16 protein-coding genes, 1 tRNA gene and 1 pseudogene are annotated in these 19,336 nt (G+C 52.4%); 14 read left to right on the top strand and 4 right to left on the bottom strand.

Annotated features, from left to right (window positions below):
* Positions 1-11: 11 nt before the first annotated feature.
* Both katG and HP572_RS10380 read right to left on the bottom strand, forming a co-directional pair.
* The gene (katG, locus tag HP572_RS10375) at positions 12-2,186 is read right to left on the bottom strand and encodes a catalase/peroxidase HPI (RefSeq protein WP_240585557.1); all 2,175 of its coding nucleotides are present in this window, start codon (positions 2,184-2,186) and stop codon (positions 12-14) included.
* Positions 2,187-2,499: 313 nt separating this feature from the next.
* Positions 2,500-3,765, bottom strand: coding sequence for a metallophosphoesterase (locus HP572_RS10380; RefSeq protein ID WP_240585558.1), 1,266 nt, complete (start codon positions 3,763-3,765; stop codon positions 2,500-2,502).
* Positions 3,766-3,844: 79 nt separating this feature from the next.
* Between HP572_RS10380 and HP572_RS10385 the strand changes: the two genes are divergently transcribed.
* Positions 3,845-4,618 (top strand): DeoR/GlpR family DNA-binding transcription regulator, encoded by a 774-nt coding sequence (locus HP572_RS10385; RefSeq protein ID WP_205555149.1) that lies wholly within the window; start codon positions 3,845-3,847, stop codon positions 4,616-4,618.
* A gap of 47 nt (positions 4,619-4,665) precedes the next feature.
* Here HP572_RS10385 and HP572_RS10390 read toward each other — a convergent pair whose 3' ends face one another.
* Positions 4,666-5,457: an HAD-IIB family hydrolase gene (locus HP572_RS10390; protein WP_240585559.1), complete on the bottom strand. Its 792-nt coding sequence runs from the start codon at positions 5,455-5,457 to the stop codon at positions 4,666-4,668.
* Between the two features lie 397 nt (positions 5,458-5,854).
* On the bottom strand, positions 5,855-6,169 hold the full coding sequence (locus HP572_RS10395) for a multidrug efflux SMR transporter (protein WP_205555151.1): 315 nt from the start codon (positions 6,167-6,169) through the stop codon (positions 5,855-5,857).
* A gap of 365 nt (positions 6,170-6,534) precedes the next feature.
* Here HP572_RS10395 and HP572_RS10400 point away from each other — a divergent pair.
* The 13 genes and pseudogenes from HP572_RS10400 to HP572_RS10460 all read left to right on the top strand — a co-directional run bounded on the left by HP572_RS10400 (position 6,535) and on the right by HP572_RS10460 (position 18,894).
* Positions 6,535-6,611: transfer RNA gene (locus HP572_RS10400), tRNA-Val, on the top strand.
* 227 nt (positions 6,612-6,838) lie between these two features.
* Positions 6,839-8,683: an integrase arm-type DNA-binding domain-containing protein gene (locus HP572_RS10405; protein ID WP_240585560.1), complete on the top strand. Its 1,845-nt coding sequence runs from the start codon at positions 6,839-6,841 to the stop codon at positions 8,681-8,683.
* A 375-nt stretch (positions 8,684-9,058) separates the two neighbouring features.
* Positions 9,059-9,997: a LysR family transcriptional regulator gene (locus HP572_RS10410; protein ID WP_240585561.1), complete on the top strand. Its 939-nt coding sequence runs from the start codon at positions 9,059-9,061 to the stop codon at positions 9,995-9,997.
* A gap of 442 nt (positions 9,998-10,439) precedes the next feature.
* Positions 10,440-10,652, top strand: a complete 213-nt coding sequence (locus HP572_RS10415; protein WP_039498861.1) for an AlpA family transcriptional regulator — start codon at positions 10,440-10,442, stop codon at positions 10,650-10,652.
* Between the two features lie 30 nt (positions 10,653-10,682).
* The gene (locus HP572_RS10420) at positions 10,683-10,859 is read left to right on the top strand and encodes a hypothetical protein (protein WP_240585562.1); all 177 of its coding nucleotides are present in this window, start codon (positions 10,683-10,685) and stop codon (positions 10,857-10,859) included.
* Entirely contained in the window at positions 10,843-11,103 is a 261-nt protein-coding gene (locus HP572_RS10425; protein ID WP_137739913.1) for a type II toxin-antitoxin system HicA family toxin, read from the top strand. Before HP572_RS10420 ends, HP572_RS10425 begins: the two co-directional genes overlap by 17 nt.
* A pseudogene (locus HP572_RS10430) lies at positions 11,096-12,810 on the top strand (ParB family protein). The gene HP572_RS10425 and the pseudogene HP572_RS10430 overlap by 8 nt, the downstream one beginning before the upstream one ends.
* An 11-nt stretch (positions 12,811-12,821) precedes the next feature.
* Positions 12,822-13,382, top strand: a complete 561-nt coding sequence (locus HP572_RS10435) for a DUF2857 domain-containing protein (protein ID WP_240585563.1) — start codon at positions 12,822-12,824, stop codon at positions 13,380-13,382.
* Entirely contained in the window at positions 13,382-14,596 is a 1,215-nt protein-coding gene (locus HP572_RS10440) for an STY4528 family pathogenicity island replication protein (RefSeq protein WP_240585564.1), read from the top strand. Before HP572_RS10435 ends, HP572_RS10440 begins: the two co-directional genes overlap by 1 nt.
* A gap of 279 nt (positions 14,597-14,875) precedes the next feature.
* Positions 14,876-15,694: a PFL_4669 family integrating conjugative element protein gene (locus HP572_RS10445; protein ID WP_240585565.1), complete on the top strand. Its 819-nt coding sequence runs from the start codon at positions 14,876-14,878 to the stop codon at positions 15,692-15,694.
* Positions 15,691-16,251 carry a DUF3158 family protein gene (locus tag HP572_RS10450; RefSeq protein WP_240585566.1) on the top strand — a complete coding sequence of 187 codons (561 nt, stop codon included), beginning with the start codon at positions 15,691-15,693 and terminating at the stop codon, positions 16,249-16,251. Before HP572_RS10445 ends, HP572_RS10450 begins: the two co-directional genes overlap by 4 nt.
* Before the next feature lie 61 nt (positions 16,252-16,312).
* Positions 16,313-16,714 carry a single-stranded DNA-binding protein gene (locus HP572_RS10455; RefSeq protein WP_240585567.1) on the top strand — a complete coding sequence of 134 codons (402 nt, stop codon included), beginning with the start codon at positions 16,313-16,315 and terminating at the stop codon, positions 16,712-16,714.
* Between the two features lie 167 nt (positions 16,715-16,881).
* Positions 16,882-18,894 (top strand): DNA topoisomerase III, encoded by a 2,013-nt coding sequence (locus tag HP572_RS10460; protein WP_240585568.1) that lies wholly within the window; start codon positions 16,882-16,884, stop codon positions 18,892-18,894.
* Positions 18,895-19,336 lie beyond the last annotated feature (442 nt).

The following is a 19,336-nucleotide window of genomic DNA, read 5'->3' on the forward strand; positions in this document are numbered from 1 at the left end:
AGCGTAACGTCTTACTCTGCCAGATCGAAGCGATCCGCATTCATCACTTTCACCCAGGCAGCAACAAAGTCATTCACAAACTTCTCTTTGCTGTCGTCCTGAGCATAAACCTCAGCGTAGGCGCGCAGAATAGAATTGGAGCCAAAGACCAGATCCAGACGCGTCGCGGTCCATTTGACTTCACCCGTTTTACGATCGCGGATTTCATACAGGTCTTTACGGTATGGCTTCCACGTGTATTTCATATCGGTCAGGTTGACGAAGAAATCATTCGTCAGCGCCCCTTCACGATTCGTAAATACGCCGTGTTTGGTGCCGCCGTAGTTGGTCCCCAGTACACGCAGGCCGCCAACCAGCACCGTCATCTCTTTCGCCGTCAGCCCCATCAGTTGGGTGCGATCGAGCATCAGCTCTTCCACGCTCACGGCATAGTCTTTCTTCAGCCAGTTACGGTAGCCATCGTGGATAGGTTCAAGGACGTCAAAAGATTCTGCGTCGGTCAGGGCATCGGTGGTGTCGCCACGTCCCGGTGCAAAAGGCACGGTGATATTCACGCCCGCCGCTTTCGCCGCTTTCTCAATCCCTACATTACCCGCCAGCACAATGGTATCGGCCACGCTGGCCCCCGTTGCGGCGGCAATACTTTCCAGAACGACTAACACACGCGCCAGACGTTCAGGTTCGTTCCCTACCCAGTCTTTCTGCGGAGCGAGGCGAATACGCGCGCCGTTAGCTCCGCCGCGCATATCGGAACCACGGAATGTACGGGCGCTGTCCCAAGCGGTTGCGACCAGCTCACTGATGGAAAGGCTACTTTCTGCAATGCGTGCTTTGACCACATCAACATCATAGTCGGTACGGCCAGCCGGAACCGGATCCTGCCACAGCAGATCTTCCTGCGGCACATCTGGACCCACGTAGCGCGCTTTCGGCCCCATATCGCGGTGCGTCAGTTTGAACCATGCTCGGGCAAACACTTCGGAGAAGTAAGCCTGATCCTGATAGAAGCGCTCGGAAATCTTGCGATATTCCGGGTCAACTTTCAGCGCCATATCAGCATCGGTCATCATCGGGTTGTAGCGGATAGACGGATCTTCAACATCAACCGGTTTGTCTTCTTCTTTAATACTGACAGGCTCCCACTGCGATGCACCGGCCGGGCTCTTTCTCAGTTCCCATTCGTGGTTCAACAGCATGTGGAAGAAGCCGTTATCCCATTGCGTCGGATGCGTTGTCCACGCCCCTTCCAGCCCGCTGGTGACGGTATAGCGCCCTTTGCCCGATCCCGTCGGGTTATGCCAGCCGAGACCTTGTTCTTCAACATCTGCACTTTCTGGTGCCGCACCCAGCAGGCTGGCATCGCCATTGCCGTGAGTTTTCCCCACCGTGTGCCCACCCGCCGTCAGGGCAACGGTTTCTTCATCATTCATCGCCATACGGGAGAACGTCACGCGCATATCCTGTGCGGTACGCAGCGGATCGGGATTGCCATCAACGCCTTCTGGGTTAACGTAAATCAGCCCCATTTGTACGGCCGCCAGCGGGTTTTCCAGCGAGGTACGATCCTCGCTGCCATAGCGCCCGGTACTCTTCGCCAGCCACTCTTTTTCCGAACCCCAGTAGGTGTCTTTTTCCGGGTGCCAGATGTCTTCACGACCAAAGGCGAAGCCAAATGTTTTCAGCCCCATGGATTCATACGCGATATTGCCCGCCAGAATAATCAGATCCGCCCAGCTGAGTTTATTGCCGTATTTTCTTTTGATGGGCCACAGTAAGCGGCGCGCTTTATCGAGACTGACGTTATCTGGCCAGGAGTTAAGCGGTGCAAAGCGCTGGTTGCCGGTTCCGCCGCCGCCGCGACCATCGGTCGTACGGTAGGAGCCCGCCGAGTGCCAGGCCATGCGAATCATCAGGCCGCCGTAGTGACCCCAGTCCGCTGGCCACCACTCCTGGCTGTCGGTCATCAGTGCATGCAGATCTTTTTTGAGGGCATCGACATCGAGGGTTTTGAGGGCATCGCGGTAGCTGAAATCGCTGCCTAACGGGTTGGTCTTGGTATCGTGCTGATGAAGAATGTCGAGATTGAGGGCATTTGGCCACCAGTCGGTGTTTGATGAGCCAGTAGATGTGTTTCCGCCGTGCATAACCGGACATTTGCCGGCTGTTTTCGTTTTATTCTCGTCCATCGTTATCTCCCAGTATGTTGCATTGCCTTAATCGCTGCGCAGAAGGTGGGTCGTTCTCCGATAGCCTTGCCTTATGGCAACAGAGCGCTTCACCGATTCCTTCTTCTTGATACAAGACAGTGCCAGAGTCTCCCTATAATTTATAATTGTATATGCTAACTTCTGCGATAGCTTAACCTGATGAAAAGCAGCTCAATCGCACATTTTTCCTATCTGCATCAATAATCTCGCCGATAGAACCGCTTGTGATAATGAGCCCGCTTGTCATCGCGGCCTCTTTTAAGAGGCCGCGAATTCTTCTGCTACCCCAAAACTACAGCGACGGCGAACGGAGTATGAACTGAGTAATCTCGGCACGTTTCCCTAAGCGGATCGGAAAGCCGTTCCACAGGCCCGCGCCATTGCTCACGTACAGATGCATGCCATCCACGTCATAGCTACCGGACACATAGCCTTCATTCGCCAATTGCGTCATCCAATGCATACCCAGCACCTGACCGCCGTGCGTATGGCCGGAGAGCTGTAAGTCCGCTCCGGCACGCGCATTCTCTTTCGCTCCCGTTGGCCGATGGCTAAGCAGAACGACGGCGGTATCCGGCGCTATTCCGTTGAGCGCCGCGCCCGTATCCGGCAGCTGTTGTTGGAAATCAGCGGCGGTGCGATCGGTGATCCCTGCCAGCACAAACGCAGCATTATCGCGACCAATCGATACATTTTCATTGAGTAACATGCGTAAGCCCAGCGCATTCAGTCGCTGCACCCATTGCGTATATTCCACGTAATATTCATGGTTGCCCACGATGGCAAACACGCCGTGTGGCGCGGTCAGGTTACGCAGCGGTTCCATATCATCATGACGGGCATTCACAGTGCCGTCGGCCAGATCGCCGGTAATCACCGTCAGATCGGGTTTAAGCGCGTTGGTTTTTGCTACTACGGCTTCCATCCAGGGGCGCTGTAACAGACGGCTGGCATGTAAATCGGTGAGCTGCACCAGCCGGAAACCATCCAGCGCAGGCGGTAGCTGCTTCAACTCGACTTCTACCGTACGCACTTCAGGAACGCGCACCGCTTCCCAAACGCCAATCGCCGCCAGCCCCATCGCTACCACGGCAATTCCGCCACGCAGCGTCATATTGTTCAGCAAAACCTGCCCAACCGAGCGGGATAACAAACGCCCCACAACGCCGAACAGATCGACGGCCAATAGCAGGAATGCGGATATCAGCAGCGCGCCAAACGCCCATCCCAGAAACATCAGGACAAACGCGGGCACTTCCGGCGACGCCATCGTGCCAAAAAAGGTGCGCGTAATCAGATGATGCTGCGAAGCCAGCAGCACTAACACCGCCAGCATGCGCTTTACAGGCACACCGACACGCAAGCGCCAGACCAGACGCCAGATAACATAGAGGGCGATAAGCCCGGTAATGACATGAAACACGGCTGTTTTTCTCTCTTTATCGGTGATGTCGGTATATTGACGCGTAAATTTTACACTATGACTCACGCATTGCAGATCAACGCGGTAGAGGTGTTGTGTTGCCAGAAGGTGCAGATTAACATGGCGCAATTCCATGCTGTACACATCATTGACCCGAATGAAGCCTGCTCGTTGGCGGCAGGTTGTGCATCATTTTGATTAACCAAGGACATGTATGTTCGATTACACCGACTTTCCCGAGCAACGGCAATCCAAAATCAGGCAGATCCTCAGCGAGGAAGGCAAAGTTGTCTGCGCCCAGCTCTCACGTGAATTGAACGTATCCGAGCACACCATACGGCGCGACTTGAAAGAACTGGCGCAATCCGGTGCCTGCAAACGCGTCTACGGCGGTGCGGTCAGTATGCCGCCAGAGGTGATTGATTTTGCCAGCCGAGCCACCATCGATGCCGCCCAGAAAGATCGCATCGCTCAGGCCGTCATCCCGCTGATAAAGCCCAACAGCTGCGTATTCTTTGACACCGGTACCACCAATCTGGCCGTGGCGAAACAGATCCCGGCAGGCCTGAAATTTACAGCCGTGTGTAATTCGCCCATCATCGCGGCAGAACTGATGCAATATCCGGATGTGGAAGTGATTTTTCTTGGCGGAAGGATCCAGAAAGAGGTCGGCGGCGCGATTGGTATCGATACGCTCAGGCAGCTAGAGAAGATGTATTTCGATCAATGTCTGCTAGGAGGCTGTGCTTTTGATGCCAATGAAGGCCTGACCGTTTTTGAATATGACGATGCCGAATTCAAAAAGTGTCTGGTGACCCGCAGCAGCGAAGTGATCGTGGCCCTGACCGCCAATAAGATCACCGCCCTCACGCGCTATCGCGTGGCGACATGTGATGAAATCACCACGCTGGTGACTGATGATGAAATCTCACCTTCCTGCCAGAGCGCATTAAGCGAAAAAAATCTGGAGCTGATTATTGCCCGATAATGCGACGGTAGCCCCAACGGCTGCCGGTTTGCTTCATACGGTTCACTTCATGAAAGCAGCAGCCTTATCGTTTTCAGTACCCCATCGTCATCATTGCTACGGGCAATAAAATTCGCCGCAGCTTTGGTTTCTTCAAACGCATTGCGCATCGCAAAGCTGTAAGCCCCGCGGCTCATTAGCTCAATATCATTGTAGCCGTCGCCAAACACCATCGTTTCCTCTGGCGTAATCGCCAATTTCTCTTGGAGGATGTCTACGGTGTGCCCTTTGTGTACGCCGACATCCGCAATGTCGATCCAGGATGCTTCAGAGACCACGATATAGACATGATCGTGAAACGCATCAAGGTACTTCGCCGTCTCGTGGCAGTGTCCTTCTGGGTCATAAACCGTGATTTTCACAAAGTCATCGGTCACGGCAGCAAAGCTGGAGATCAACGTCACATTGGTGTACGACTTTTTCACCTTTTCCAGTAAAGCAGGATCGATCGTTTCCTTCACCATCGCACCGTGCGGGGTACAACCAATGACGACGTGCCGATCGTCTACGCTTTCCAGCACACCAATCAGGCTCAAGGCAAGGCGGTTTTTGATGAGTGACTGGTAAACGTATTCTCCCTGATACTTGATACGCGTCGCGCTGTCTCCCAGAATCCAGATGTCTTTCGCATCATCACCAAAAAGCGCTTCGACCCGCTCGCACTGCTTACCTGTGCAGACAGCAAAGCGCACGTCCTTCTCTTTCATTAATGCATAAACGTCGGCAAACAAGGCTCTGTTGTAATCGCCATCGCTGTGAAGAAACGTGCCGTCCAGATCGGTAATTACCAACTTGATCATTCCACTCCCCTTGCAGATTGTACGTACACAGATAGCCGCGAGTCAGGCCGCAATCTGCCTGAACCAAGAGATATCGCTTTTGTGCGGTGTGTTAGATGACTGATGTGATGATTAATCGCCAATGCTCGATTTAGCTCGAAAAAGCAATAAACACACTAAAAAGAGCATACAACGCGCAACTACAATCACTTTACGCCAAATTCATTGAGATATTACGCAGGAATCAGCATAGCACTTATTGATAACAAGCAACAAGAAGCAAAACCAATCAATAGTGAGCATAAGAAGGAGTGAAAAAAGTGGCAGAACCGCATGAAAATGGCCCTGCCACACGCCAGATGTTCATATAAAGATAAACCTGACGTTTAGAGGCAATGCGTTACTCAGAAAGTAGACGTTATGAGGACAGCTTCATCAGGACCAAGCCGCTGACGATCAACAGTGCAGCGATAATCCTCATCGCACTGGCAGGTTCATTGAGGAAGACCAATCCCACCACGAACGCCCCTACCGCGCCAATTCCCGTCCAGATGGTGTAAGCCGTGCCCAGAGGAAGAGATTTCATCGCCATGGATAACAGCGCAAAGCTGATAATCATGGCGACAATCGTGACAGCCGATGCGCCTATTTTCGTGAAGCCATCAGACAGTTTCATGCTGTAAGACCAGACAATTTCAAACAAACCGGCGAGCGCTAACAGAAACCAGGCCATACCCTGTTCTCCTTAAACATCGAATAGGGGTCGTCCCGTGAATCCTTTTCGCGTCAGGGGTCGTCCCCTGTCAGGATGCTATGCTGCGATACGATAACGTTGCGCTATCAGGGAGTAAAGTCTTTGCGCAAACGATCTACCAAGCGGCGAAATCGCATAAAAAACTTCCGGGAGTAATCTTTAACGTTGCGTCAGCAACGGCTTTACCCGACGAATTCGGCTAAACATTCAACACTTGAAAGAGGATGATAAACAAAGCGCTTGCCACCGACGTCGGAGCCGTCCATAATAGCGCCCATTCCAAACGCTGGAATGAAGAAAAGCATTCTAATCAAAACGTTACTGATTAAGATGTTATCTACTGTACGACCGTAGCTCAGTTGGTTAGAGCACCACCTTGACATGGTGGGGGTCGGTGGTTCGAGTCCACTCGGTCGTACCAATTCATGTTCTATAGACGTATGCTAATGTCTATAACATCTTGAAAAGAAGAAAATTTTTATCTTCTCTTGTTCCAGTAAAATCTATCGAAATCTACTCATATCCAATGGTTTTAAGTACATTTTTAAGTCCATTTGAATACGGGTAATCTCACTTCCAGATTGTTACTGTTAAACAACACTGCCGAGAACCAAAATCCAGCTCTGATGCTAATCAGGAGCGACGATCATGGTACTTTCTGCTATAGCTGTTCGCCATGCAAAAGCAATTGGCAAAGCCTATACAATCCCAGATGATAATGGCCTTTCTCTTTCCGTCTCACCAAACGGTGGGAAATCGTGGCATTTCCGCTATTACTGGCTAGGTAAACAAAAACGCCTATCTCTTGGCACCTACCCCAAAGTGTCACTGCAAGAAGCTAGAAATCTGCGAGATGAAACGAAAGCTTTGTTAGATGCGGGAATAAACCCTCAGGCAGCTCGTAAGCAAAAACGCTATGCTATCCAGCTAGCTGTCGAAAATGATTTTGAATCCGTGTTCAAAAAATGGGCTGAATATAGATCTTTAGAACTCAAAGAGGATAAAAAAGGAACCCTTTCCCAAATTCAGCGCACATTTAATAATGACATCTTACCCCAAATTGGCAAGATGCCTATTTATGACATCCGTCGTATAGATTTATTAAAAATCTTATCCAAGATTGAACAGCGAAGAGCATTTACAACAGCAGAAAAAGCGCGCAGTTGGCTTGGGCAATTATTTCGCTATGCTGTGGTAAAAATAGATGGTCTTGATGTTAACCCTGCTATGGATCTGAAAGAAGTTGCGCTACCAAAACCGCCAGAAATTCACAATCCATTCTTACACATGTCAGAGTTACCGTCATTTTTAAGTAAATTGCGTAAATACTCAGGTAATGAAACTACACAACTTGGTATTCGCTTACTTTTTCTTACCGGGGTTCGCACTGGCGAATTACGTCTCGCTACACCAGAACAGTTCGATTTAGAGCGTGGTCTTTGGCTTATTCCTCCCGAAGAGGTGAAGCAACTACAAAAAAGCATGCGAAAAAATAGAAAACGGCCACAGGATATCCCTCCTTATATTGTTCCTTTATCTGCACAGGCAATTGAAATAATCAGGTACTTGATAGATAAAGTTAAACCAGCCCAGCACTATTTATTGCCACATTACTATAACTTACAAGAGCGTATAAGTGAAAACACTCTCAATAATGCCCTGAAACGTATGGGATATAAAGATAAACTCACAGGCCATGGTATACGTGGCACAATTTCAACAGCACTGAACGAAATTGGTTACCCTAAAGTTTGGGTAGATGCCCAACTTTCTCACGCTGATCCAAATAAAGTTAGCTCTGCATATAACCATGCTAGCTATGTAGAGCCACGTAGACGTATGATGCAAGATTGGGCTGACAGGCTCGATTTATTAGAGCAAGGATTTGTTGAATCAGCAATGAAGCATTTGACTATCTATATCGCTGGAATTCCCACAATGTTGGATACAGATAGTAATTTACCTATACCACCAGTAACAACAACTCCTCCAGCAGCCACTTCGACTTCTATAGTTGCAACAAATGATGAAAATAACAACGACCAAACATTCCAACGACTTTCACCTCTACCACCAAAATATAGTGGGAAAGACGCATCCGAAAAAATCATCACAGAAATACAAAAAAAACGCATAGACATGCTTAACATATATGAAGAACCGCATAATCTATCAGTATCCCAATTTGCTAAACTGGCTGGTAAATCTCGAGACCAAATTAACCGGGAGATAAAAGCGAATAAATTACTAACAATAAACATCGGCAATCGTGGGCAACGAATTCCAGATTGGCAACTCGATCCTATAAAGAAAAAATTGATTCAGGCGGTACTTAAATCATCAGATAAAGCAGACTCATGGACAGTTTATCAAGCTTTATCTAATAGAAATAAAATATTAGATAACCAATCTCCTATTGATGTAGTTAATTCCAAAAATCTAGACATGATAGTTACAATAATTAATAAAGTTACAAGCACTCACCTCTTTTAGAGGTGATGTATCATAGAATTAACTGAGTTAAACATTTCATTAAAACCCGCAATGGCATGCGGGTTTTAATATTTCTGAAGAAATTCATCAGCGTGATTTATCATAAATCTATATTGCACGGCACTCGCACTATTGAAATTAACATCAGCAGTTCCGCAGGAAATTTATTAGAAAAAAGATCAACATCACACCCCCTATAATTGACGGTATCTTTACTTTTTCCTTCGCGTAATATTCACCTGAAATCTCATTGAGTTGCATCAGTGAAACCATCACAGAACAGGGAATGGATCATTAACATCAGATAACCAAAACAAGTTAGTCCTTCTGTTGTTTCAGAAACCCAAAGTTACTTGTAAAAAGGAGCAATAAAACATGAGGATCCGTCACTTACATTATTTTTTGGTTGTTGCAGAAGAACAAAGCTTCGCAAGAGCCGCCGCCAGAGTCCATATAGAACCATCACCACTATCCCGTGCGATTAAGGAACTGGAACAACAGCTTGGCGTTCAATTGCTGCACCGTAACAAAGGCCGTATTCGGCTGACATGGCCTGGGGAGGTATTCCGCGAGGAAGCTCAGCGTATTGTTAATTTTATCGAAAACGCCAAAACACGTGTACATGCTGCAGCGAAAGGTTACAGAGGCAGGCTCCGTATAGGCCTATGCGACAGCCTGGCTCAACCCCGACTGACACAATTACTTGCCCGATGCCGAGAAGAAGAACCACGTACAGAAATACGTATCACCGAGATGTCCGTCAACGAAATGCTTCAGGCTCTGGCTCACGACCAAATAGATGCCGGGTTCACTATTGACGATATCAGCCTCTCTGGCTACACTAAACAACCAGTCTGGAGTGAACGTCCTGCTGTCGCCATTCCACGTAATCATCCTCTCCTTTCTCTAGAGTTTATTTCTGTCGCCGAAGCATTTCGCTATCCTCTAGTCCTCTGCCATCCAGAACGATGCGCAGGGGGATATAACATCATCCGACGCTGGTTTAATGACGCATCATTATCACAACCTAATATTGCCGAGTACATTTCCGGCCACGAATCGATGCTCATGCTGGTAGCTGCAGGATACGGTATCGGCATAGGTCTTGAGTCACAACTCTCATTATATAACCATCCGAATGTAATTATACGGGCAACGTCTTACGATATCCCAGACTCATCGACCAACATCATCACGACGGAAAAATATTATTCACCAGAGTTAGAACGCTTTATCAACCGTGCGCTTGAAATTGGCGAATTGCAGTCTGCTCACATGTCGACAGTCCCTACAGAACTACATTCAGATGGGTAAGTTGCACCAGTTAATGTCTTACTTTATTTGTCTGCCGCATGACAGGCACAGTTAGTGTCTGTTACCTCCATTACCCCCTCAATTTTCTGATGCTCTCCATTCACTATCAACCAATCAAGCGAATAATAAGCAATCATATAATTTACATTGAGCCTGACATTTTCAGTCTGGTGAACGACATAATAGAGCCCATTGAACTGGGTTCTATTTCATGCGTAAAAACACCGACAACAGAAACACTGTACCGCCATTTATTCTTCATAAACATTGCCGGACGAAGAGCCGGATAAGCGCTGACGAATATACCCAGTAGTCTCTGTCTTTCAGTCAGCTAAAAAACCGTAACCAGCACATCCCTATTGTTTGATGAAACGGAATGATGAGGTCTTTTTAATAGTCATCACACCTCATGAACGCTACCAAACACCAAGGAGTGACAGTAATGAACGCTGAGAACACGACACCACTACCAGAGCGCCGTATTTTGCGTCGCCCCGAAGTTGAGGCTAAAACCGGGTTCAAACGCGCCCATATCTATAACCTAATGAAAGAAGGTCGCTTTCCTAAGCCAATACGCCTCGGTGTACGAGCAGTAGGCTGGGATTCGGTCGAAATTGATCGGTGGATCACTGACCGTCTCAAAGAACGCATCTGACTGCTCTAGTCATACGATAAGGAGCAACTCATGCAAACATCAACAAAAGGTGGTATCAGTAAAGCCACCGCCCACTGTACCGGTTTAGCGGTCGCACTACCTGCATTTAGACTCATCTGGATGATGACCAGTAATTTATGGCATCCCGAATTCTACTACATTACCGGAAAAAACCATGGAGGGGCCTATCATGTCTCACCTCCATGAATTAGCTCGGGGCCACAAGCAACTACTACCGCTGATCGAATACGCACTGCAAGAAGGCTGGGAGGTTGTGCGTACCTCTGGTGGGCATCTGAAGTTCACCAAACCGGGCATGCCTCCTATTTTCACCAGCTCTACGGCCAGCGACTACCGCGCCGGACGCAATGCACGCGCCTTGCTCCGACGTACGCAGAACCAGTTTGCCACTGACCAATCCTCTCCTGACAAGGGAGGCCGCCATGCCTGATATTTCCGTACAAGACCTGACCAACAAGCTACTGAGCGAAGGCTTCGCGAGCAAAGCACCGATTACCGGAGTGTTAAGCGCACCTATTGCGGAAACCGCGATGGTTATCACACTCGACGAATTGTCACCCTATGAACTCGATCCACGACTGACCCGCAACCCGCTCTACGACGATATCAAAGCCTCAATACGCGAGCGCGGACTCGACTCCCCGCCTTCCATCACTCAGCGACCAGGGGCAAAGGGCTATATCATTCGCAACGGGGGCAATACCAGACTGTCGATTCTGCGCGAGCTCTGGACTGAGACCAGGGACGAACGCTTTTTCCGCATTCCATGCTTGTTCCGCCCATGGCCGGAACGCGGTGAAATCATCGCATTGACAGGGCATCTGGCTGAGAACGAGCTGCACGGTGGCCTGTCATTTATTGAACGTGCCCTGGGCGTCAATAAAGCACGGGAGCTTTATGAAGAAGAGACCGGGAAATCACTGTCACAGTCAGAGCTGGCCCGCCGCCTCAAGGCCGATGGCTACCCTGTACCCCAGCCCCATATCAGTCGCATGCAAGAGGCCATTCAATACTTGCTTCCGGCCATTCCTGCGGTTCTTTATGCGGGGCTGGGAAGACATCAGGTCGAGCAGTTGACCAGCCTGCGGCGTGCCGCTGAACGGGCCTGGTCCGCTCGCAGCACCAACATGCATCGCCACATCGACTTCACCACCTTGTTCCAGGATGTGTTGGTGATGTTCGACAGCACACCGGGCAATTTCAGTGTCCAGCGCGTACAGGATGAGTTGATTGGACAAATGGCCGATCTGCTGGAGATGGAATACGACACGCTGGCATTCGAGATCACCGACACCGATCGGCGTTGGCAGTTACTCAGCAATGAAGCACCAGCGGCTGGACCTGAGGCATCGACGCTGCAAGAGAAGACGCCATTACCCGTAACGCCGCCCGGAGTTACATCGGAATCCACGCCGCCCAGGAACATCGAGCCATCAGCGACCAGCAAGGCGTCTGTACAACCGACATCGCCCCCGTCTGAACCTGTTGGCCGCACCTCGCAAGACAAATCTGCGGCAGGAAACGATGAGCATGCCGCGCTACTGCAACAGCATGTTGTTTCTCCTGCCGGCACAACCGAACGGCTGCAGTCGATTCAGCGGCTGGTCGCCGGCCATACTGGCGAGACCCTGCCGGACTTCGAACGCAATGTCTTGCAATCCAGGCCGATAGCCTGTATCCGATCACCGATATCTGGCACATTGAGGCATCGCTGGATGAACCTTCTCGACTACGCACCCATATTGCGCAGTTTGCCGTAGAAATCGCCCATGAAGTCGGTGCGCACGATGCTATTGAGCCCTACGAAAATGGCATCGGATTCAGTTGCAAATGCGCCGATGACCGTGTCAACACAGAGACGTCAGCCTCCATGGTGCTGGCGCTGCTGCACGCCCTGAGCGCCCCCTATCTGCCCGCCACACATCCGCTTTCAGATACCGCATCTTCGATCCGGTTTGGGCTACTCGGGCATTTATTGCAGGGGATACTGGACGCAAGCAATAACGCAAACGATGCACCACAGCGGCTCAATGACAGCGCACTGGTGAAGCTGTTCCGATTGCTACGGCTGACCCGCAGGCTGATCGACATTGAGAACGGCACACAGGATGACGGCGACGTCATTCCCGGATCATGAGGAGCACAACCATGACCGGTCCACACCCTCTCAATCAGGCTGTCATCGCACAAGCACTGCATGATCTGCGCAATGGTCAATTGCGCAGAGCCAAGTCCATGGGATTTGATGACACTGACCTCGATGCACTGAAACATCCTGCCATGGCAAGTGTGCTGGCCAACGCCAACGTGTCCTGGTGCTCCGTCGTGGTCAACCGCGATGTGCTGCGTCGGCTACTGCATCAGGTCGATGGGGTAACCGAAGAAGTCGCCAGAATTGACCGGCTTCTGCGCCTGGGGGCCAGTACCGAACTTATCAGCAAGTTCTTCGGGCTCACCCATCAGGAAATCGCGTTGCGCCGCAGTGTCATCGGATTGCCAAAACGGAAAGGCCGCCATCCGGTTCTGACCGAAGAACAGGATACCAATCTGTGGCACCGCTGGTCTGCTGTAGTTAAATCACAGAAAGTGGCACTCAATGACGATATGGATATGCTGGGTATCGCAGCAGATCTCGCCGAAGCTACAGATCTGCCTTTGTCCGTTATCTGGAGTGCCATACGCGGATGGATTGATGAAGGACAGACCTGATGGCAGGAGGCCAGCCACGCACGAACGGCCCCATCCGGCTGAATGAGCTGTTCGACCAGGCTTTCTCCCATCTGCAACCGCAATCTGCGAAGCCGGTTCAATCCGCCTCATCGCCTGCGGCAACGGATGGTTTCCTCTTCAGCGGCAATCACCACGACAGTGTGCCACGGGCCCTACTGATGGACGGACGGCTGACCCCGCTTGAGCGCAACGGCTGGCAAGTTTTCCGGCTGATGCTCGCAGAGGATGGTATTACCGCGATGCCCACGTACGATCAACTCGCTCCCTGGCTTGCCTCCATGCCGTGCGCAGCCAGAGCGTCTCACGAAACAGTCGCACGCACCCTGACGATGCTGCGCCTGACCCGATGGATCAGCCTGGTCAGGCGCAGACGTGATCCACGCACAGGCCGCATTCTGGGCAACCTCTATGTCCTGCACGATGAACCACTCACTCCCTATGAGGCCATCCAGCTTGACGCCGACTACCTGGCGTTGGTCAGCCAGTCTCTGGTCCATGCCAGCAAGTCTGTCCAACGTGTCGGTGTGTATACGCTACAGGAGATGTCCCAGGATTCGATGCTCAGCGGCCAGGTACTGCCAACCCGATTGCAGGTGCTGACACAGCGTCTGGCCGCACAGGGCTGGCGTATGGATTCACGTTACCCACAGGATATGAAGGATCACGATTCCGAAGAAGGGATAACGCCCCCTCTTCGGAATAATGGCGACCTGACTTCGGATTCCAAATCAGGCCTGAGCGCCAGCAAAATCAACCCCCTTCGGAATCCGAAGAACATCAGTACAGTACATATAAAAGAAAATAATAAAAAAGTACTTACAGTACCGCGTGCGCAAGAACTTGGGATGCTGCATTTCCCGGAGCGCTTTATGGCACTCAAAGCTGAGCAGCAATCCGGTGCGCTGGCCGCATTGCAGTCGGTTGAGCCCAGTTTGCACCAATCCGTCCTTGACGAATGGGATGCCCGCTGCACGACAACCACCATTCGCAACCCCGCAGGCTATCTGTTTGGCATCATCCAGAAAGCCCTGCGCGGTGATTTCCGAGCCTGGGCTGGGCAGAAGGACAACACACAAACAACGCCCGCCACCAAACCACGTGAAGCCCCCTCCCCACCGCAGCCGCCTGCGGCGAACAGAGATGTCGCACTGGCGCATCTGGCACGGCTGCGCAAATTGCTGGATGCCCCCTGAGTCGGCCTATCCATCACCATCCATGCTTGTCTATACCCTGGGTATAGCTGCATACATAGCCTTCCAGACGAGATGCACAGACTCACGCAGAAATAGCCATGCATCGTCCACTGACGTCCACAGTCGCCTATACCCCGGGTATAGCTGCACACACAGCCTTCCCTCGCAGGCCGTCCGGCGCTTCGCAAAACAGGCTGACCAGCAGTACGGTTTCATGACTGACGGCCTTCCCGTTGCAGCCGAAGCTAACGACTCGTTTCACTACAGAGAGTCATCACCATGGCCCACGAAAACAATGCCACTGAATCCTTGCAATTGAACCTGGGGTCATTGCGCAGTGCGATGTCACTGACCCTGCATACTCACCACGCATCGCGCATCTGGCACGGACGCGCAGCCGCAGAAGGCAAACCCGGCATCGTCGGCCTGAACGGATTTGTCTCCATCATGAACAAGCTCAAGCGCGGGGCCGAGCAGGACGATCCCTACTCTGACTGGTGGATGTTGCGCATCGAAGACAAGCTGTCTCTCACCAAAGAACAGCTCCAGAGCTTGCGCCAACAAGTGGATCAGGCACTGGCAGACGTACCGTCCGCGCTAAGCCTTGGAGAAAACATGAATGTGCAACCCGTCAAGCTGCCACTGTTCGTCTCCTCGCAACTGGGCTTTATGGCGGTCTATTTACTGGCCGACTACGACGATCTTGCCCGCCGCCTGATCCTGGCCCACCACACCGCATTGATCGACCGATCAACTCTCGAACGCTGGCTTAACGACGGTGCCCATGCCCTGCGCAGTCTCTTCAGTCTGGCACAGCAATACCGCTACTCCGGCACCCAGCGTGACGACTTTGCCGCCAACAACGCCGCAGCCCGTGCCGCAGTGGAAAAGTTCGGAGAACTGCCGCAGGACGTACTCGAAGGCGCGCGCCGTTCACGCTTCGCACCACCTTTGATCCGGCGTGGACAAACGCATATGGCGCACTCAGGCACCACGAATCAAACATCCTCACACGAGGACGAGCCTGCGGATGCCCCTGCCAGCGCCAGCGAAAAGCCAACCGAAGGTGCACAAAATAGCGAGGATGACCACGCATGAGCGCATCGACACGTTTCACCATGCTGGAACAGACCGCCTTCCAGCAGTTGGAACATGCAGGCTACCTAAAAGGCCTTTTAAAACCTTTTAAAGGTAAAGGGGCACTCGAAGTCTGGGCCAGCCAATGCGAGGCACTGCGCGACGACCTGATCGTGCTGGCGCAGCGGCAAATTCTGGCGCAGGCACGCAGCCATCCCTTCAACCTGCTACCGACGCAACTGGCCCAGCAAATCACTGGCGCAGGCACCACTTTTCTGCGCTGGCGCAACCTCGACCGCAGCAGCATGGGCGTGGCCCTATGGCAAGAGGTGATGGTCAACCCGGCCACGCCACCCGGACTCATCAGCGATTTACATGCAATGGAAGTCCAGCGAGCTGTGCTGAACATGCAGATTAGCCTGTTGCACACACTCACACGTCAGGCCAGGGACTGCGCCAGCAAACTGGTTCATGCCGACGAGGTTTATCTGCGCCGGACAGGCCATCAGGCAGATCTGAGCCAGCCACATCCAGGTGAAGACCGCATGAAATATCCGGCATCGGCACAACGCCGTTGACGGTTTCAACCGGCATTGTCTTTCCAGTGCGGGCCTTTCACATCAAGCAGGAGTCATCAATATGAGTACACATTTCAGTGGCGAGGGAAATATCGGCTCTGCGCCAGAATTCCACGAGTACCCCAACGGCAACGAAGAACCACGTCGGGTGTTGCGTCTGAATGTCTACTTCGACAACCCCGTCCCCGGCAAGAGCGGTGCCTTTGAAGATCGTGGCGGTTTCTGGCGACCAGTTGACTGGTGGCATCGTGATGCGGAGCAATTTGCTGGACTGTTCCAGAAAGGCATGCGGGTCGTGGTTGGCGGACGTGTGGAGCGCGACGACTGGACCGATGAGAACAACAACCCGCGCACGACTTACCGGGTCAATGCACGCAGCGTTGGCATCCTCCCTTACCGCATCGAGGCCATCACCCTGAGCCCCAAGTCAGGGTCAGCAGATCCGGGGCCACAGACCGAGTAACACATCGCATTTCGGGACGATCCCAGACAGCGGTCGTCCCCTATTCCACTGACGTCTATTGCGTTTCGCACACTCAAATACGTTGGCTCGCAATCCTCATTCTTTATCATTTTAAAATCTCCAGCCGGGAATACTCGACAGCATGATTCACGTGCCGAGAGAATTCCATGAAGCTATTTCTGTGCGAGAAGCCCTCCCAGGGCAAAGATATCGGACGTGTACTGGGGGCTACCCAACGAGGCAAAGGTTGCCTCACCGGTTCAGGTATCACCATAACCTGGTGCATCGGTCATCTCGTTGAAGCAGCACCGCCCGATGCCTATGGCGAGCAGTACAAACGCTGGTCTATCGAGCAATTGCCCATTATCCCCGAGCGCTGGCGCGTCGACGTCAAATCCAAGACCGCCTCGCAGTTCAACGTCGTCAAAGACCTTCTGAGCAAGGCAAGCGAACTGGTCATCGCAACGGATGCTGACCGGGAAGGCGAGTTGATCGCACGTGAGATCATCGAACTGTGCGGTTATCGCGGCCCCATCCAGCGGCTCTGGTTATCGGCATTAAATGACGCGTCGATCCGCAAAGCACTGGCAACGCTCAGGCCATCAAGCGAAACCCTGCCGATGTACTTCTCGGCCTTGGCCCGTTCCCGCGCAGACTGGCTGATTGGCATGAATCTCAGTCGCCTGTTCACCGTTATGGGGCGGCATGCCGGTTACGACGGCGTCCTCTCCGTGGGCCGGGTACAAACCCCAACGCTAAAACTGGTTGTCGATCGCGACCGCGAGATCGCATGCTTTGTCTCTGTACCGTTCTGGGCAGTCGAGAGTGCACTATCGAGCGCAGGTCAATCTTTCATTGCAGCCTGGTTGGCACCAGATACAGCAACAGACGATGCCGGCCGCTGCTTGCAGGAATCCATAGCCCGGCAGGCGGTGGAGCGCATGCGTTCGGCTGGTAGCGCACAGATCACGTCCGTCGAAACTGAACGCATGCGTGAAGGCCCGCCGTTACCCTTTGATCTGGGCACGCTGCAGGAAATCTGTTCAAAACAGTTGGGTCTGGACGTGCAGGAAACCCTGGAAATCGCTCAGGCACTGTACGAAACTCACAAAGCGACAACGTACCCGCGCTCAGACTCCGGCTATCTGCCCGACAGCATGTTCGCCGAGGTGCCCACCGTACTCGACAGTCTTCTCAAGACCGATCCTGGCCTGCGACCGCTCGTTGACCAGCTAGACCGCAACCAGCGCTCACGTGCCTGGAACGACAGCAAAGTCACGGCGCACCACGGCATCATTCCCACGCTCGAACCCGCCAACCTTAAGGCAATGAGTGACAAGGAACGGGCAGTCTATATGCTGATCCGTGCCCACTATCTGGCGCAGTTTCTGCCGCAACATGAGTTTGACCGCACCACTGCACGCTTATCCTGTGCGGGTGAAACGCTACAGGCTGTCGGCAAGCAGGTCGTCGTCATCGGGTGGCGGCAGGTGCTCACTGAGCCCAGGCCAGACGATGATGGCGAAACCACTCCGCGCAGCCAGGTTCTGCCAGCGCTGCATGAAGGTTTGTCTTGCCAGATCGCTGGAATCGACTGCAAAGCGCTCAAGACATCGCCGCCACGTCCTTATACCCAGGGCGAACTGGTCAAAGCGATGAAGGGCGTTGCCAAATTGGTTGCCGATCCACGCCTGAAGCAAAAGCTGAAGGACACCACGGGTATCGGCACTGAGGCGACTCGCGCCAATATCATCAAAGGATTGCTTGACCGTGGTTACCTGCAGAAGAAAGGCCGTTCGGTACGTGCCTCCGATGCGGCCTTCACACTCATCGACGCCGTTCCCGGTGCCATTGCCGATCCCGGCATGACCGCCATCTGGGAACAGGCGCTGGACATGATCGAAGCCGGTCAGCTCACTCTTGATGTCTTCATCGACAAGCAGTCAGCCTGGATCACGCAGTTGGTACAGCAGTATCGAGGAGCATCGCTGTCTATCAAGGTGCCACAGGGACCTGCATGCCCAGAATGCGGCACCGCTATGCGTCAGCGTACTGGTAAAAGCGGGCCATTCTGGTCTTGCCCTCGCTATCCTGACTGCAAAGGCTCTCAGCCTATCGACAACGGCAAACACAAACGTGCTATGCCGCGCAAACGTAACAGCAGCACACGGGCATCCTGAACCGCCCTGAACCCAAAAGCCATGCCACATCTTCAGTGATGACATGGCTCCACCCCGCGCCCATGCGGGAATCCCAGCGCACCAAGCCTTCTACTAAACAGTGCGCACTTCGCTATGCTCCGGCAGCGAGGCAGAGGGCAACTCGTCCACGGATCGCACCAGACGCTTTCCCTCTTCTCCGGTACTTCCGCCTTCCTTGAAGGGTTTCCTGATGCCTTGCTTGAGAGGCCAGACATCAGGAAACCCTTCGGGGATGACGGTATTCGTTGCCGCGCCCAACGGCGAAAAACTGGGCTCCCTTTGTGTGTGGATACATGCCAGAGGATTCCGGCCACAACCACGATAACGGCTGGGTGCGATTGCTGCGACAGTGAATGGTTTTGACGACAACCACATCCTGAAACAGCCCACAGGTGGTTTATTCCTACCAAGTCGGAGGCCA

The organism is Pectobacterium sp. PL64, from assembly GCF_022477975.1.
Taxonomy (GTDB): Bacteria; Pseudomonadota; Gammaproteobacteria; order Enterobacterales; family Enterobacteriaceae; genus Pectobacterium; species Pectobacterium jejuense.